General features: G+C 75.4%; 14 protein-coding genes. 6 read left to right on the top strand and 8 right to left on the bottom strand.

The annotated features are described in order from the left end of the window. Window positions 1-185: 185 nt before the first annotated feature. Window positions 186-1,769 carry an MFS transporter gene (locus tag PYR91_RS11950; protein ID WP_279779676.1) on the bottom strand — a complete coding sequence of 528 codons (1,584 nt, stop codon included), beginning with the start codon at window positions 1,767-1,769 and terminating at the stop codon, window positions 186-188. 273 nt (window positions 1,770-2,042) lie between these two features. Continuing rightward, complete coding sequence (locus PYR91_RS11945; RefSeq protein ID WP_279779675.1) at window positions 2,043-2,453, bottom strand: helix-turn-helix domain-containing protein; 411 nt, start codon at window positions 2,451-2,453, stop codon at window positions 2,043-2,045. Between the two features lie 82 nt (window positions 2,454-2,535). Between PYR91_RS11945 and PYR91_RS11940 the strand changes: the two genes are divergently transcribed. Then, a complete protein-coding gene (locus PYR91_RS11940) occupies window positions 2,536-4,017 on the top strand; it encodes an MFS transporter (protein WP_279779674.1) in 1,482 nt (493 codons plus the stop codon). A gap of 190 nt (window positions 4,018-4,207) precedes the next feature. Here PYR91_RS11940 and PYR91_RS11935 read toward each other — a convergent pair whose 3' ends face one another. Together PYR91_RS11935 and PYR91_RS11930 are read right to left on the bottom strand one after the other, a co-directional pair. Further along, on the bottom strand, window positions 4,208-4,639 hold the full coding sequence (locus PYR91_RS11935) for a hypothetical protein (protein ID WP_279779673.1): 432 nt from the start codon (window positions 4,637-4,639) through the stop codon (window positions 4,208-4,210). A 75-nt stretch (window positions 4,640-4,714) separates the two neighbouring features. Continuing rightward, the gene (locus PYR91_RS11930) at window positions 4,715-5,257 is read right to left on the bottom strand and encodes a DUF6886 family protein (protein WP_279779672.1); all 543 of its coding nucleotides are present in this window, start codon (window positions 5,255-5,257) and stop codon (window positions 4,715-4,717) included. A 145-nt stretch (window positions 5,258-5,402) separates the two neighbouring features. On the opposite strand from PYR91_RS11930, the gene PYR91_RS11925 reads away from it, so the two are divergent. Beyond that, entirely contained in the window at window positions 5,403-6,089 is a 687-nt protein-coding gene (locus tag PYR91_RS11925) for a helix-turn-helix domain-containing protein (protein WP_279779671.1), read from the top strand. Between the two features lie 322 nt (window positions 6,090-6,411). Beyond that, a complete protein-coding gene (locus PYR91_RS11920) occupies window positions 6,412-6,807 on the top strand; it encodes a hypothetical protein (RefSeq protein WP_279779670.1) in 396 nt (131 codons plus the stop codon). Between the two features lie 498 nt (window positions 6,808-7,305). Here PYR91_RS11920 and PYR91_RS11915 read toward each other — a convergent pair whose 3' ends face one another. After that, on the bottom strand, window positions 7,306-8,271 hold the full coding sequence (locus PYR91_RS11915; RefSeq protein WP_279779668.1) for an SRPBCC domain-containing protein: 966 nt from the start codon (window positions 8,269-8,271) through the stop codon (window positions 7,306-7,308). 371 nt (window positions 8,272-8,642) lie between these two features. On the opposite strand from PYR91_RS11915, the gene PYR91_RS11910 reads away from it, so the two are divergent. Beyond that, the gene (locus PYR91_RS11910) at window positions 8,643-11,390 is read left to right on the top strand and encodes a LuxR family transcriptional regulator (RefSeq protein WP_279779666.1); all 2,748 of its coding nucleotides are present in this window, start codon (window positions 8,643-8,645) and stop codon (window positions 11,388-11,390) included. Between the two features lie 150 nt (window positions 11,391-11,540). Here PYR91_RS11910 and PYR91_RS11905 read toward each other — a convergent pair whose 3' ends face one another. Then, window positions 11,541-12,143, bottom strand: coding sequence for a pyridoxamine 5'-phosphate oxidase family protein (locus PYR91_RS11905; protein ID WP_279779665.1), 603 nt, complete (start codon window positions 12,141-12,143; stop codon window positions 11,541-11,543). 21 nt (window positions 12,144-12,164) lie between these two features. Then, entirely contained in the window at window positions 12,165-12,740 is a 576-nt protein-coding gene (locus PYR91_RS11900; protein WP_279779664.1) for a DJ-1/PfpI family protein, read from the bottom strand. A 52-nt stretch (window positions 12,741-12,792) separates the two neighbouring features. Here PYR91_RS11900 and PYR91_RS11895 point away from each other — a divergent pair, with 52 nt between their 5' ends. Together PYR91_RS11895 and PYR91_RS11890 are read left to right on the top strand one after the other, a co-directional pair. Next, the gene (locus PYR91_RS11895; RefSeq protein WP_279779663.1) at window positions 12,793-13,737 is read left to right on the top strand and encodes a helix-turn-helix domain-containing protein; all 945 of its coding nucleotides are present in this window, start codon (window positions 12,793-12,795) and stop codon (window positions 13,735-13,737) included. A gap of 331 nt (window positions 13,738-14,068) precedes the next feature. Next, the gene (locus PYR91_RS11890; protein WP_279779925.1) at window positions 14,069-14,908 is read left to right on the top strand and encodes an alpha/beta hydrolase; all 840 of its coding nucleotides are present in this window, start codon (window positions 14,069-14,071) and stop codon (window positions 14,906-14,908) included. Window positions 14,909-14,985: 77 nt separating this feature from the next. Here PYR91_RS11890 and PYR91_RS11885 read toward each other — a convergent pair whose 3' ends face one another. Further along, window positions 14,986-15,654 carry a helix-turn-helix domain containing protein gene (locus PYR91_RS11885; RefSeq protein WP_279779662.1) on the bottom strand — a complete coding sequence of 223 codons (669 nt, stop codon included), beginning with the start codon at window positions 15,652-15,654 and terminating at the stop codon, window positions 14,986-14,988. Window positions 15,655-15,697 lie beyond the last annotated feature (43 nt).

Raw genomic sequence — 15,697 nt, 5'->3', positions numbered from 1 at the left:
GAGGCCGGGCCGGCACCGGGGCGCCGTCACCCCGGAGGGCGGGCGGCGCAGGGCCGGCGGCCGGGGGCGCGCTCACCGGCCGGGCAGTGGGACGGCGCGTGGACGGGATGCCGGCCCGCCGCCGGCGGTCGCCCCCGGACGGCGGGGCGGCGCGTGGACGGGGTGCCGGCCCGCGCCGGGGGCGGTCATCGGCCGTGCAGTGGGACGGGGGGCGGGGCGGGGGCGTCCTGGCCGGCGGGGCGCGCGCTGCGGGGCACGGCGCGCAGGGCGATCATCGTCGCCACGGCGGTGGCCGCCAGCAGGACGGCTCCGGCCGCGGCGGCGAGGTTCAGGCCCTGGGTGAAGGCCTCCTGCCCGGCCCGCAGCATGGCGGCCCCGGCCTGGCCGGGAAGTCCGGCGGCCACGGCGGCGGCGCCGCCCAGGGTGTCCTCGGCCGCCCGCAGCGCCTCGGGTGACACGCCGGTCAGCGGGGCGGCCGCCAGCACGTCGGCCATCCGGTGGTGGTAGACGGCGGCGCCGACGCTGCCCAGGATGGCCAGCCCCAGCGCACCGCCCAGCTCGCTGCCGGTCTCCGACATCGCCGAGGCGGCCCCTGCCCGCTCGGGCGGCGCGGCCGTCAGGATGAGGTCGGCTGTCAGGGTTGAGGCCATCACGATGCCCGCCGCCACCAGGGCCGCTCCCACCAGCAGCATCCCCAGCGGCGAGCCCGTCCGCAGCTGGGTCAGCACCAGCAGCCCCGCCACGGTGACCAGCAGACCCGTCCCCAGGACGTAGGCCGGGCGGACACGCGCGGCCATCACGCCCGACAGGGCGATCGCGCCCGCGATCCCCGGGAACACGGAGATCGACCACAGCGCGGCGGCGAAGGGGGTGAGGCCGAGCACGAGCTGCATGTACTGGCTGGTGAACAACGTGATCCCCACGAAGCCGAACAGCGTCATCACGTTGACGGCCAGCGCGCCGCCGAAGGCGCGGTGGCGGAACAGGGTCAGGTCGACCAGCGGAGCCGGGTGCCGGCGCTGCCTGGCGACGAACAGCGCTCCGGCGGCCAGGCCGGCGAGCAGGACGGCCAGCGGGGTGACGCCGGCCCCGTCCACGGCCGTCTGCTTGATCCCGTAGATCACCGCGATGACGGCCGCCAGCGACAGCACGGCGCCCATCAGGTCGAAGGCCCCGGCGCTCGGGGCGCGGAACTCCGGCAGCAGCAGCGGGCCGCACACCAGCAGCAGCACCATGGCGGGCACGTTGACCAGGAACGCCGACCCCCACCAGAAGTGCTCCAGCAGGAACCCGCCGACGATGGGCCCCACGATCGCGCCGCTGGTCATGCCCGCCGTCCACAGGGCGATGGCCGTCTTGCGCTGGGCCGGGTCGGGGAACATGTTGCGGATCAGGGCCAGCGTGGAGGGCATCAGCGTCGCCCCGGCCAGGCCGAGCAGGGCCCGGGTGAGGATCAGCATCTCCGCGCTGGTGGAGTAGGCCGCCAGCAGGGAGGCGGCTCCGAACGCCGCGCCGCCGATCAGCAGGAGCCGCCGCCGCCCGACCCGATCGCCGAGGGCCCCCATGGTGATCAGCATTCCGGCCAGCACGAACGCGTAGACGTCCATGATCCACAGTTGCTCGGTGCCGGTCGGCCGCAGGTCGGCGCTGATGAAGGGCACCGCGAAGAACAGCACGCTGATGTCCATCGAGACCAGCAGGCAGGGCAGCACGAGCACGGCCAGCCCGATCCACTCTTTGCGCCCCGCGGTGATGGTGGTGTCGCTCATGCCGGGTCCGCCATTTCAAGCTCCTTCGCCCGCTGCGAGATGTCGTCTGCCCGCAGCCTGGGCCAGGGCGCTGACCGTCCCCGCACCACCGGCGCACCGTCCGCTGACCGGACCGCGACGTCCCCGCTCAGGCGCAGCCGCGCCCGCCGCCCGTCACGGCACGAGGCCACCACGCCGCCGCGCGGGCGGCCGGCCGGGCGGCGGCCGCAGAGGGTCGGAGTCCCGGTAGACGGCTACCAGGCCGGGGACCCGGCCGGACGGCGGCGCGGGGTGTCAGCGGGAGGAGGACTTCGCCGCGGGGGCGGCGCCGTGGTCGTAGGCCTGCCGGGCGGCGGCTATGGCGGGCTGGTTGCGCTCGGCCCAGGCCGTCAGCGTGACCAGCGACTCGTACAGCTCGCGGGCCATCTCGGTGGCGGTGTACTCGACCTTGGGCGGCACGGTGGGGTGGACGGTGCGCACCAGCAGGCCGTCGCGTTCGAGGTTGCGCAGGGTGAGGGTGAGCATGCGGCGGCTGATGCCCTTGACCGTGCGCTCCAGCTCGGTGAACCGGATCGGCCCCTTGGCGGTCGCGACCAGGATGCCGATGCTCCACTTGCCGCTGACCCGGTTGATGACCTCCACCACAGGACAGATCTCGTCCAGCGCCGCGAGCTGCGGTGTCACATCGCTGTTCCCCTGGGACAAGAAAGTGCCTCCTTCCGCCGACCCACATGGTCACACACGATGTGCCCTGTAACAAGTCGTGCACCATTGGAGGTCCGCAGCCATGTCACACCCCGTCCCGCCGCCCGGCCGGTCGCGCACGCTCGCGCTCGTCGTGCTCTGCGCCGGCATGCTGATGATCATCCTGGACGGCAGCATCGTGACGGTCGCGCTGCCCGCCATCCAGCGCGACCTCGGCTTCTCCGCCGCCGACCTGCCCTGGACGGTGAACGCCTACATGGTCCCCTTCGGCGGGCTGCTGCTGCTGGCCGGACGCCTGGGCGACCTGCTCGGCCGCAGGCGGCTGTTCGTCGCCGGCCTGGCCCTGTTCACCGCCGCCTCGGCGCTGTGCGGGATCGCCCCGAACCCGGCCACGCTGGTGGCGGCCCGGTTCCTGCAGGGCGCGGGCGGCGCGATGGCCTCCGCCGTCAGCCTCGGCATGATCGTGACGCTGTTCCCCGAGCCGGGCGAGCGGGCCAGGGCGGTCGGCGCGTTCAGCTTCGTCGGCGCCGCGGGAGCCTCCCTCGGCCTGGTGCTCGGCGGCGTGATCACCCAGGCCCTCGCCTGGAACTGGATCTTCCTGATCAACCTGCCGATCGGGCTGGCCGCCGCCCTGCTGGCCGTGCGGGTGCTCGCCCCCGACCGCGGCGCCGGGCTCCGCGCCGGGGCCGACGCGCCCGGCGCGATCCTGGTCACCTCCGGGCTGACGCTGGGGGTGTTCACCATCGTGGAGACCGCCCGCCACGGCTGGACGTCGGCGCGCACCCTCGGGCTGGGCGCGCTGGCGCTCGCGCTGCTCGCGGCCTTCGCCGTCCGCCAGGCCCGGATCGCCGCGCCGCTGCTTCCGCCGCGGGTGCTGCGCCCACGCGCGGTGTGGGGCGCCAACCTCGTCCAGGTCTTCATGGTCTCGGCCCTGTTCGGCTTCCAGGTGCTGGTGGCGCTGTACGCGCAGCAGGTGCTCGGGTACGGGGCCGCGGGCACCGGCCTGGCCATGCTGCCGGCCGCGCTGGTCATCGGGGTGGCCTCGCTGGGCCTGTCGGCCCGGCTGACCGCGCGCTTCGGGGAGCGGGCGGTGCTGCTGGCGGGCCTGGGGCTCCTGCTGGTGGCGCTGGGCCTGCTCACCCGCCTGCCCGTCGACGGCCGCTACCTGGCGCACCTGCTGCCGGTGATGCTGCTCATCGGCGGCTTCGGGCTGGCGATCCCGGCGCTGACCTCGCTGGCCATGTCGGGCGCCACGCCCGGCGACGCGGGGCTGGCCTCGGGGCTGTTCAACACCACCCAGGCGGTGGGCGGAGCGCTGGGCCTGGCGGTGCTGTCGGCGCTGGCGGCCTCGCGCACCGGCGAGCTGCTGGCGGCCGGCCGGCCCCCGGCCGACGCCCTGACCGGCGGCTTCCGGCTGGCCTTCGCCGCCGGCACCGGCCTCATCGTCGCCGCCCTGATCGCAACCCTGGCCGTCCTGCGCACCCCGACCGCCCAGGCCCCGCCCGGTGCGCCGGCCCGGCCGTCCGGGGCGCCGGCCCGGCCCTCCGGCCGGGCCGGTGTCTGACGGACGGCGGCGCGGCCTCGGCTGAGCCAGGAACGGCCGGCCCCGCCCAAGCAGTCCGCGCGGCGGGGTCGGGCGGGGTGTCCAAGGTGCCGGCTCGGCCGTCCAGCCGGGCCGGTGTCTGACGGACGGCGGCGCGGCCTCGGCTGAGCGAGGACGGCCGGCCCCGCCGAGGAGATCCGCGCGGCGGGGGTCAGGCGGGGGTCTCGGGGTCTCCGGCGAGTGCGCGGGCGGCGGCGGTGTCGTGCGCGTCGAAGCCCTCGTAGCCGCTGCGGCGGTACTGTTCGGCCTGGTCGTCGATCCAGCGGCCGTGCGCCTCCCAGGCGGCCTGCTTGGTGGTGCCCAGGGCCGCGCCGATCTGCGCCCACGAGGCGCCGGCGGCACGCGCCGACCGCACGGCGAGCTGGCGTCCGTAGGCGGCCTTGCGGACCAGCACCTCGCCCAGCGCCAGGAGCTCCAGGGCCTCCTGCTCGGTGAGCGGGGGCGCGTCGGGCTCGGGCATGCCGGGCCCGAGGTCCTCCTGCGCGGCGGCGGAGGCCAGCGCGTCGCGGGTTCGCAGGGTGTCGTAGCGGCCGACGGCGGTCAGCAGCGTGAATCGCTTCTCGAGATCGTCAGGGGTGACCATGCCGTCCACGCTCGCGTCAAGACGATCTGACGTCAAGGTGGCCTGACGAATTCACCGCTGGGCGTAGGGCGGCGTTCAGCCGCCCGGCCGAGGCCGGGCGTTCCGCAGGCGGATGCCGCTGAAGCCCAGCGTGCCGGCCGTCACGGCGTCCCAGAACCCCCACAGGTTGTCGAGCACCCGCAGCTGGATGCCGGCGTCGTCGTGCAACCGGAGCAGGTCGCCGACCGGTTCGGGCGGGCCGAGGGGCTCGACCGGCTCGGTGGCGACGACCGCGTGCGAGTCCGGTCCGCCGAAGGGCGTGAACGGGGCCGCGGGGAGCCGGTAGGCGAACAACCGGACGTCGAGCAGCCTGCCGACCCAGGCGTACTCGATCGCGTGGACGCGCTCGCCGCCTCCGGGGCCCAATATGTGGCGCCGGTCGGCCGCCGACGTCGTGGGCAAGCACCAGGCCATCGCCCGCGGGCAGGCGCGGGGAAACCAGTAGTCGGGCGCTCGCGCGTGGTCGACGGCCCATACGTACGCCGCCGGCTGCCGCGCGGTGGCCGCCACGTGCGGGACGAACCGGGTGATCGTCGGGTCCTCGGAGAAGTGCAACACCTGTCCGGGTTCAGGGCGCATGGCGTATGTCTACCGCACCGCACCGTTCGCAGGCCGGTGGGCGGAGCCGCCGGACGCCCGCCGACCGGGGACCTCGCGAAAGAACCGCTCAGCCGACAACTCGAATAGGCTTGACAAAAAAAGTTGTCGGTGAGACCGTTGACTCATGTTCGAAGTTGCGGTGATCGAGGACCCGGCGGCGGCGGAAGTCTGCATGGATCCGGTGCGCGCGCGCCTGCTCGCCGAGCTGGCGCGGCCGGCTTCGGCGGCGGCGGTGGCCGAGCGGGTGGGCCTCGCGCGGCAGAAGGTGAACTACCACATCGGCGCCCTGGAGCGACACGGCCTGGTCGAGCTGGTGGGCCGGCGGCGCAAGGGCGCGATGGTCGAGCGGGTCATGCGGGCGACCGCGGCCTCCTACGTCATCTCCCCCCGGGTGCTGGCGGCCCTGCAGCCCGACCCGGCGCACGCCCCCGACCGCCTGTCGGCCCGGTGGCTGCTCGCGGTGGCCTCGCGGCTGGTGCGCGAGGTGGGCGAGCTGCTCGCCGGGGCCTCCGGCGCCGGCAAGCGGGTGGCCACGTTCGCCGTCGACGGCCAGGTGCGGTTCGCCTCGGCGGCCGACCGGGCGGCGTTCGCCGCCGAGCTGGCAGAGACGGTGACGTCCCTGGTGGCGCGCTACCACGACCACGACGCCCCCGGCGGGCGCGAGCACCGGCTGGTCGTCGCCCTGCACCCCACGCTGTCGGCCTCCACCGTGACCGACACCCCGGCCGACCTGGCGGCCTCCGCCACGACGGGCGTGACGATCTGGCCGGCGGACGCCGGCGAGGAGCCCGGCCGAGGCGACCCGTCATGACCGGCACACCGACCAGAGCAAGGCCACGAGCCCGGTCTGAGCAGCCAGAACGCGCCTGACCGGCGGGCCGGCGCCCACCAGGGCGACCGGCCAGCGCCGCCGAGGCGCGACGCCCTTCCCGCCCGGGGCGCACGGTTCCAGCCCCCCGGCGACGGGCGGCAGACGGTCCGGGACATCCGGTGCGCACCACCGGGGCCCCCGAACCGGCAGACGGCGGACGACCGCCGTACGACGCACGTCCACGAGACACCGATCCATTCATCGACCCCGCGACCCGGGGAGCGGCAGCGTGCTCGCAAGCGCCGCGAAGGGAGCAGACGCAATGAACAAGGGCTGGGACATGTACCTGCACACACTCGACCAGTACCTCACCCACTTCCCCGGCCAGCTCGCCGTGGTCGTGTACCCCGTCCACGCGCCGGAGGGCCTGGGGCTGGCGACGGTGTGGACGGTGCTCGAACGAGGGCTGGGGCTCGCCGGGCCCGTCTCGCGCGGCGACAACGTCCGGCTGACCCCCGCCGGGTTCGAGCCCATCGAGGGCATCGTCGACCACGCCTCGCCCGACTTCCTCGGGGTGCGCACCGGCGACGGCCTCTACCGCTTCAGCGAGGGCGTGCCCGGCACCGTAATGCTGGCGCACCACCTGTTCACCGACGACGTGGACCCCGCCGAGACCGAGCAGGCCTGGCAGGAGTGGCTCACCGACCTGTTCGCCTGACCCGCCCCCACGGGGGCATCGGCGCCCGACCCGGCACCGACCCGGCACCGTCCCGGCCCGGCGTACCCACGCCGGGCCGCGCACCGGGTGACGCCCCGGCCGGTCCGCCCACGGGCCGGCTCCTGGCACGTGGTTCGCCACGACGGACCGCCGCCCGGCTCGGCGGGGCGCCGCGGCGCGGCGAGGTGAAGAGGGCTGCGAACCGGGCGATCTCTTCGGTCGCGGCGAGGGGATCGCGGCCCGGCTCGGCGAAGCGCTGTGGCCGGGCAAGGCGAAGGGGGCCTGCGAACCGGGTGGTCTCTTTCGTCGCGGCCCCGGCATTCTCACGGTCGGCCGGACGGGGCGGCGCCGGGCGGCGCCTGTGGAGGTGCGTCTGAGCGCTCCGCCCATTTGACTGGGCGGCCACGCCTGATGGCGTGGCCGCCCCACCATCCATCACGTCGGGACATCTGCGCCGACCGGCCCGCGCCGTTCGGCGCGGGCGGGTGGGCCGGGCGCTCAGGCGTCTTCGGGCGTGACGAGGGTGCGGTCGAGCCAGGACTGCCAGGAGTACTGGGTCTGCTCGACGTTGACGTCGTCGAAGATGTGGTGACCCAGGATCATCACGTTGCCCCGGTCGGCGCCGGAGTGGATGAAGCGGAACAGCCCCTGGTCGGTGCGCACCCCGAGGAAGGTGGGGAACCCGGCGTAGTCGACGACCCCCTCCACCAGCCCCGAGCCGGTGACCCTCTCGGCCGGCAGGGACGTGCTGATGCCCTTGATCAGGCCGGCCCCGGTGATGTCGAAGACCCGCCCGGGGGCGTCCATGGTGGCGGTCATGGTGCCGCCGGTCGCGGGGGCGGGGGCGCCGGCGCCGCGCAGGGAGATCCTGCGGCCCCGGATCAGGCGCGAGCCGCGGACCACCCCGGTCGGCTCGGTAAGCGCCAGCCGCACCGGGTCGCCCTCGCTGACGGTGCCGGTCAGGCCGAGCCGGGTCTTGACCTGGTCCCACGCCTGGTCGCGCTCGGGGGCCTGCGGCTTGATGACCGAGACCACCTGCGCGCTCCTGCCGGGGAAGTGCGTGAGGTACTGGCCGAGGGAGTGCAGGTACATGTCCCAGCCCTCCTTCATCGCCTCGTACTCGGTCTCCCAGTTGTCGCCGCCCAGGACGCCGCTCTGCACCAGGCGCATCACGGTGCTGCCGCCGCCGCGCGCCTCGATGAGGTACTCGAAGGCCAGGAACGAACCGTCGGGGCCTGGGGAGTTGGAGTGCGCGAGCCGCCTTCCCGGCTCCCAGGCGGTCACGGTGGACTGCGAGGTGTGGCCGGCCAGGCTCAGCCGCACCGCTCCGCCCTCGCCGGCCTCGATCTCGTTGCGGCCCATGAACCACGCGTCGACCCCGGGACCGGTGGCGATCGCGTCCCACACCTGCTCAGGGGTCGCCTTGAGCTCGATCTCCTTGCGTAGCTCGAACTGCTGCGGCATGTCGGGCCTCCTAGATATCGCTCCGTACCGCTGGGGTCGTCACCTCGCCGATCGTAGACGTCCAGAGCCGCCCGCTCGTAGAGACCGATCCCGCCCCCCTGGGCGCCGCGCCGGACGGCGGCCCGCGGACCCGCGCGCGAACACCGTCTTGCGGCACGAGCGCGTTCACCAGCATCACGCGCACCCTGACCGCGGCGGGACCCCTAGCCCGCCCCTCATTCCCGGCGCTGCGGGGTGGCGGCAGGGTCCGCGCGACGGCCGCCGGCCGGGCGGCCCCGGTGTATCGGTGATTTCACCGGTTATCCGGTAAACACGGAACCACGGCGACGGCACCCCTTCTTGTCGGGGCGTCCGCGCGTGACACTGAAGGCGTGTCTCCCGCCGCCGGCACCCCCTGGACACCGATCCTGCGCGGCCGAGACCCGGAGCTGGCCGCCCTCGACCGCCTCCTGGACGGCGCGCGCCAGGCGCAGGGCGCGGCCATGCTCCTGCTCGGCGGCCCGGGAACGGGCAAGACCGCCCTGCTGGACGCCGCCGCCCACCGGGCCCGCGACTTCGTCGTGCTGCGGGCGGCCGGCGTGCGGGCCGAGTCGCGGGTCCCGCTGTCGGGGCTGCACGCCCTGCTGCGCCCGGTGGCGGGCACGCTGGCGCGCCTGCCCCGCGCGCGGGCCGCGGTGCTGGGACGGGCCCTGCTGACCGGCACGGCAGGCACCGGGCTCGCGCTGCCCGCGGCCGTGCTCGACCTGCTGTCGGCCATCGCCGAACGCGGGCCCGTCCTGGTCTGCGTCGACGACGCCCACCTGCTGGACGCCGCCAGCCGCGAGAGCCTGTTCTTCGCCGCCCGCCGCCTGGCGGGCGAGCGGGTCGCCCTGCTGTTCGCCGCCCGCGGCGACCACGGCACGGCGATCGCGGCCCCCGGCGGCGTCCCGGCGCGGGTGCTCGGCCCGCTCGGGGAGACGGCGAGCCGCGAGCTGGCCGACGACCTGGTACCGGGGCGGCCGCCCGAGGACGTGCGAGCCGCGCTGGAGCGGGTGGCCGCCGGCAACCCGCTCGCGCTCACCGAGCTCATCGGCTCGCTCACCCCCGAGCAGCTGGAGGGAACCGCGCCGCCGCCGACCTGCGTGCCGCCCGGCGGAAGGCTGTGGCAGGCCTACGCCGAGCAGCTGGCCCGCCTGCCCGGCGCCACCCGCCACCTGCTCCTGCTGCTGGCCGCCGACCACGACCTGGACACCGCCACGCTGCTGCGCGCCGCCGAGCCGCGCTGCGCCCTGACGGCCCTGGAGCCCGCCGAGCGCGCGGGTGTCGTCCGCGTCGTCCAGGACGGGTACGTCTTCGGCGAGCCGGCGATGCGCCCGGTCGCCTACGCCTCCGCCTCGCTGGCCCGGCGGCGCGCGGCCCACCGCCTGCTGGCCGGGGTGCTGGACCAGCGGCACCAGCGCCTGCGCCGCGCCTGGCACCGGGCCTGGGCCCTGGACGGCCCGGCCGAGGAGCTCGGCGACGAGCTGGCCGAGGCGGCCGGGCACGCGCCGATGAACGGCGGCTACCCGGGGGCGTCCCTGGCCTTCGAGCGCGCCGCCGAGCTGACCGCGCAGGGCGACCTGAAGGCCGCGCGGCTGGCCGCGGCCGCGCGGCACGCCTCCACCTGCGGGCACCCCCAGCGCGCCAGGTCGCTGCTGTCGCGGCTGCGCTCGCTCACCATCACCGCCGAGATGCGCGGGCAGGCCGAGCTGCTGCACGGCAGCCTGGAGCTGCTGGGCGGCGAGACCGGCAGCGCCCACGACAAGTTCCTGTCGGCAGCCGGATGGCTGCTGGACCGCGACCGCGAGCTTGGCGTGCGCGCGCTGGTGCGCGCCGCCGAGGCCGGCTTCTTCGCCGGGGACAACCAGCGGTTCCTGGCCATCGCCCGTCGCGCCGCCGCGCTGCGCCGCCCGGACGACCGGGCGGCGGTCCAGCTCATGTTCGACTACCTGGCGGGCCTGGCGGCGACGTTCAGCGGGCGGCACGCCGAGGCCGCCGTCCCGCTGCGCCGCGTGCTGCTGCTGGCCCCCGCGGTGCGCGACCCGGCGATGATGGTGTGGGCCGGGGTGGCCAGCCTGCTGCTCGGCGAGGACGACCAGGCCCACCTGCTCGCCACCCGGGCCGTGGAGAGTGCGCGGCGCCGGGGGGCGGCCTCGGTGCTGCCGCAGCTGCTGGAGTCGGTCATCTACGCCGAGATCTGGATGGGGCGCTACGCCTCGGTCGCCGCCAACGCGGTCGAGGGGCTGCGGCTGGCCCAGGAGACCGGGCGGCTGAACACCGCCGGCCACCACCTGGCGTGGCTGGCGCTGACCGCGGCCGTCCACGGGGACGAGGAGACCTGCAGGATGCGGGCCCGCGCGGCGTTCGAGCTGGCCGACGCGCACGGCCTGGGCGTGGCCGCGGCGCTGGGCAACTGGGCGCTGGCGCACCTGGACCTGGCGGCGGGCCGGGTCACCGAGGCGGCCGGGAGGCTGGGCGGCGAGCACCGCCACGACCACCTCGTGGTGCGCGTCATGGCCGCCCCCACCTTCATCGAGGCCGCGGCCCGCACCGGGGAGCGCGAGCACGCCCTGGCCGCGCTGAAGGTGCTCGACGGCTGGGTCGACAGCACCCGCAGCCCCGACCGTCAGGCGCTCGCCATGCGCTGCCACGCCCTGCTCGCCGGGCCGGGGGAGGCCGCGGAGCTGTTCGGCCGCGCCCTGGACCTGCACGGGCAGGGGGTGTGCGCCTTCGAGAGGGCCCGCACGCAGCTGTTGTTCGGCGGTGCGCTGCGCCGCGAGCGGCGCCCGGGCGCGGCCCGGGAGCACCTGCACGGCGCGCTGGAGACCTTCGAGCGGCTGGGGGCGCGCCTGTGGGTCGAGCAGGCCCGGGGCGAGCTGCGGGCCGCCGGCCAGGCCGTGCGCACGCACTGCACCGCCGAGGCCGGGCAGCTCACCGCGCAGCAGTACCAGATCGCCCGCATGGTCGCCGAGGGCGCCACCAATCGGGAGGTCGCCTCCCAGCTCTTCCTCAGCCCGCGCACGGTCGAGCACCACCTGCGCAACATCTTCGCCAGGCTCGGCATCCGCTCGCGGGTGGAACTCGCCCGCCTGCTGTCGTGAACCCGCTCACCGCCTGGCGCCGCCGGACGGTCTCTGGCGACGGCCGCGCGGCCCGTTCCGAAGACGCGGCCCGGTTCGGGAGAAGGGGCCCGGTCCGAAGACGGCGCCCGGCCATGGACCCGGGGCCGCCCGCGGCCGCGCGGTGCCCCGTCACCGGCTCGCCGGGCGCCCGGGGGTCGGCGGCAACGGCAGGGGCAGGCCGGGCAGGCCGTCGATGCTGGCGGCGATGTGCTCCTTGCGGGCGAAGTAGTCGCTCAGCGACGCGTCGTCCTCCCGCGCGAAGCGCCTGGCGTGCAGATCGCGATCCTCGTCGTAGGTCATGAGAGGCACGGCGAAGCCGCAGGTGTCCCTGATCAGCTCGGCGCGGACCACGACGATCGCCCGCAGCCCGTGCGGCCCGGGGTCGACGGCCGGGAAGCGGGCGACCAGGCCCGCCCACCGCGGGTCGTCCCGGAAGACCGGCTCGCCGCGCCCGTGCACCCGCACGATGTTCGGCGGCCCCTGGAAGGCGCACCACATCAGGGTGATCCGGCCGTTCTCCCGCAGGTGCGCGACGGTCTCGGCGTTGCTGCCGGCGAAGTCGAGGTAGGCCACGGTGACGTCGTCCAGGACCGCCAGCGATCCGGTCACGCCCTTGGGCGAGAGGTTGACCGTGCCGGTCGCGGAGAGCGGCGCGGTCGCCGTGAAGAACACCGGCTGCGCCTCGATGAACTCCCGTAGGCGCCCGGTGATGCGCTCGTGTGTGGTTCCCATGTGCGGCTGTCCTCCACTGCTCTACCGGGGGCGGGCCGGGGCCGCCGGGTACTCGATGGTCGCGGCGACCCGGCCGGCCGCGGCGGCGCCGAGTTCGCGTTCGACGATCCGCAGCCCCAGGTCGAGCCCGGAGGTGAGCGCGCCCGCGGTGACGCGGTCACCGTCGTCGACGACACGTTCCTCCACGACGGTGACATCGTAGGCGCGCAGCTCCTCGTAGGCGTTGCGGTTGGTGGTGGCCCGCCGGCGCGTCAGCAGCCCCGCCGCGGCCAGCAGCAGCCCGCCGGTGCACACCGACGCCATCCAGCGGGCCGAGGGCGCCATCGCGGCCAGCCGGGCCGGGAGCACGCCGCGCCGCGCCTGCGCCCAGGCGCCCTCGGCGGCCCGGTTCAGCCATCCGCCGCCCGGCACGATCACGCCGTCGGCCCGGCCCAGCACCCCCGGGACGTCGAGCCGGACGCCGCGCATGGTGGTCACCGGCCCCGGGCGTTCGACGGCGACCAGCTCGACGTCGAGGCCCGCCATCGACACCACCTCGAACGGCCCGAACACGTCCAGTTCGTCGACGCCGTCGAACACCACGATCTCGATTCGCATGCGGCCAGCATCACGTCCGGCCACCGCGGTGACGAGTGGCATCCTTGCCACCATGCGTAAGGAATCCGCCATGCACCGGGTCGCCGTCCTCGCCCTGCCCCCGGTCGTCGCCTTCGACCTGACCATCGCGACGCACGTCTTCGGCCACGACGGCCAGGGCAGGTACGCGACCACGGTCTGCTCGCCGGACGGCGGATCGGTCCCCACCACCACCCCCGGCCTGGACCTGACCGTGCAGGCCGCCCTCGACGCGCTGGACGGCGCCGACACGGTCATCGTGCCCGGCTTCGCCCGCGGCCCCGCCCCCGCACGCGCACTCGACGCGCTGGCCGAGGCGTACCGCCGCGGGGCCCGCGTCGCCTCCATCTGCACCGGCGCGTTCGCGCTGGCCCAGGCCGGTCTCCTGGACGGCAGGCGCGCGACGACCCACTGGGTGCACGCCCAGGCGCTGGCCCGCGAGCACCCCCGGGTCACCGTGGACGCGAACGCCCTCTACATCGACCAGGACCCGGTGTTCACCAGCGCCGGACTGGCCGCCGGGCTCGACCTGTGCCTCTACCTCGTCGGCCGCGACCACGGCCAGTCGGCGGCCATCCAGCGGGCCCGCCACATGGTCACCCCGCTGCACCGGGCGGGCGGCCAGGCGCAGTTCATCCCGGCGGGCGCGCAGGGGCAGGACGACGAGCTGGCCGCGGTCACCGCCTGGGCGAACGCCAACCTGCACCTGCCGATCACCGTCCTGGACCTGGCCCGGCAGGGTGTGGTGTCCACCCGCACCCTGCACCGCACCTTCCGCGACCGGTTCGGGATGAGCCCGCAGGCCTGGCTGACCCAGCAGCGGCTGCGCGCCGCCTGCGCCCTGCTGGAGAACGGCCAGATCACCGTCGAGGAGGTCGCCAGGCGCACCGGGCTGGGCACCGCGACCAACCTGCGCACCCACTTCCACCGGGCCTTCGCCACCACCCCCACCGCCTACCGGCGAGCCTTCACCCCCTGACCGGCCCCGCCACCGCCGCCCCGGCTCGCTCCACCCGGGTGCCCGGCGGCCTCACCACGCGATGAGAAGGCAAGTGATTTCGCCGATGCGCGGGTGGCGGGCCGCCCGAACAATGGCGGCGACAGGCAGTCATGAGGAACCCGACACGCCGTGGCCCGCGGCGTGGCACCCGCCGGACGGCCCGCCTCGCGACCGGCCGGCGGCCGGTTCCCCCCTACCACCAGGGAGCACAAGCAACGTGCAGCCACGGAAAATCCTCTCCGGCACCCCCCAGCCCTCCGCCCCCCGCCGCCTTCGCCCCTCCGGCGCGCGGATCCTCGCCAAGATCGGGATGGCGCTGGCACTGGCCTGCGGCGGCGTCGCCCTCGCCCCCGCCGCGCAGGCGCAGAGCCCGTACGAGCGCGGCCCCGACCCCACCGAGTCGCTCATCGAGGCCTCCCGCGGCCCGTTCTCCACCGCGTCGACCTCGGTGTCCTCGCTGGGCGCCGACGGCTTCGGCGGCGGCACCATCTACTACCCGACCGACACCAGCCAGGGCACGTTCGGCGCCATCGCCATCTCCCCGGGATACACCGCCCGGTGGTCCAGCCTGAGCTGGCTCGGCCCCCGCCTGGCCTCGCACGGCTTCGTGGTGATCGGCATCGAGACCAACACCATCTACGACCAGCCCAGCAGCCGCGGACGTCAGCTCCTGGCCGCGCTGGACTACCTCGTGGAGGACGCCTCGGCCACCGTCCGCGCCAGGATCGACCCGTCGCGGCTGGCGGTCGCGGGCCACTCCATGGGCGGCGGCGGCTCGCTGGAGGCCGCGAACTCCCGGCCCTCGCTGCAGGCGGCCATCCCGCTGGCCCCGTGGAACACCGACAAGAGCTGGTCGGGCGTGCGCGTGCCCACGTTCATCATCGGCGGCGAGTCCGACAGCGTCGCCTCGGTGAACACCCACTCCATCCCGTTCTACAACTCCATCCCCTCCTCCTCGGAGAAGGCCTACATGGAGCTGAACAACGCCTCGCACTTCTTCCCGCAGACGTCCAACACGACGATGGCCAAGTACATGGTCTCGTGGATGAAGCGGTTCATCGACGACGACACCCGCTACGACCAGTTCCTGTGCCCGGCCCCGAACGACATCACGATCGAGGAGTACCGCGACACCTGCCCGCACGCCTGACAGCCCACGACCCCGCGACGGCGGCCGCGCACGCGGCCGCCGTCGGCGCGTCCCGGCCCCATGCGGACGACGGGGCGCTAACGCTCCCTGCGCAGGTCGCGCTCGCGCAGCAACCCCGCGGTCTCCGGCGAGACCTCGGTGGCCAGCACGGCCGAGACCACGTCGATGAGGTGGCTGGTGAACAGCCGGTCGTCCTTGCCCTCGGGCCCGCTCGCGCGCCGCGCCAGCTCCACGTAGGTCACCCTGATCGCCATGAACCGCTGGTGCAGCCGGCTGACGGCGACCTCCGACAGCAGCGGCGCCACCAGCTCGCGCCACCGGTGGATGCTCTGGCCCGGGTCGCCCCGCCGGTCGGCCTTCGCCGGCGGCTCGCCACGGTGGACGAGCTGCTCCATCACCCGCAGGTAGGCCCGGCCGCCGTCGGGGTCGGCGAGCTTGGCCGCCATCGGGCGCACCAGCGCCGCGGCCAGCGCCCGCCGGGCCTCGCCCGCCGGCGGGCGGCCGGCGCCCTCGTAGGCGTCCAGCAGCCGGTGGCGGTGCTGCTCGATGCCGGCCTGATGCTTGGCGAGCACCGCGCTCAGCAGCCCGGCACGGTCGGTGAAGTGGTACTGGAGCGCGGTGGTGTTGCGCTGCCCGGCGGCGGCGTTGATCTCGCGCAGCGACACCCCCTCGATGCCCCGCTCGGCGAACAGGCGCTCGGCGGCCTGCACCAGACGCCTGCACGTCACTTCGGGATTGGGCGGCATGGACGCCTCCTGACCTTGCCGGGGGACGGGCCCGACGCTATCG

Source organism: Sphaerisporangium sp. TRM90804, from assembly GCF_029846175.1.
Classification (GTDB): Bacteria; Actinomycetota; Actinomycetes; order Streptosporangiales; family Streptosporangiaceae; genus Sphaerisporangium.
This window is presented reverse-complemented; position numbering and strand designations above follow the sequence as displayed.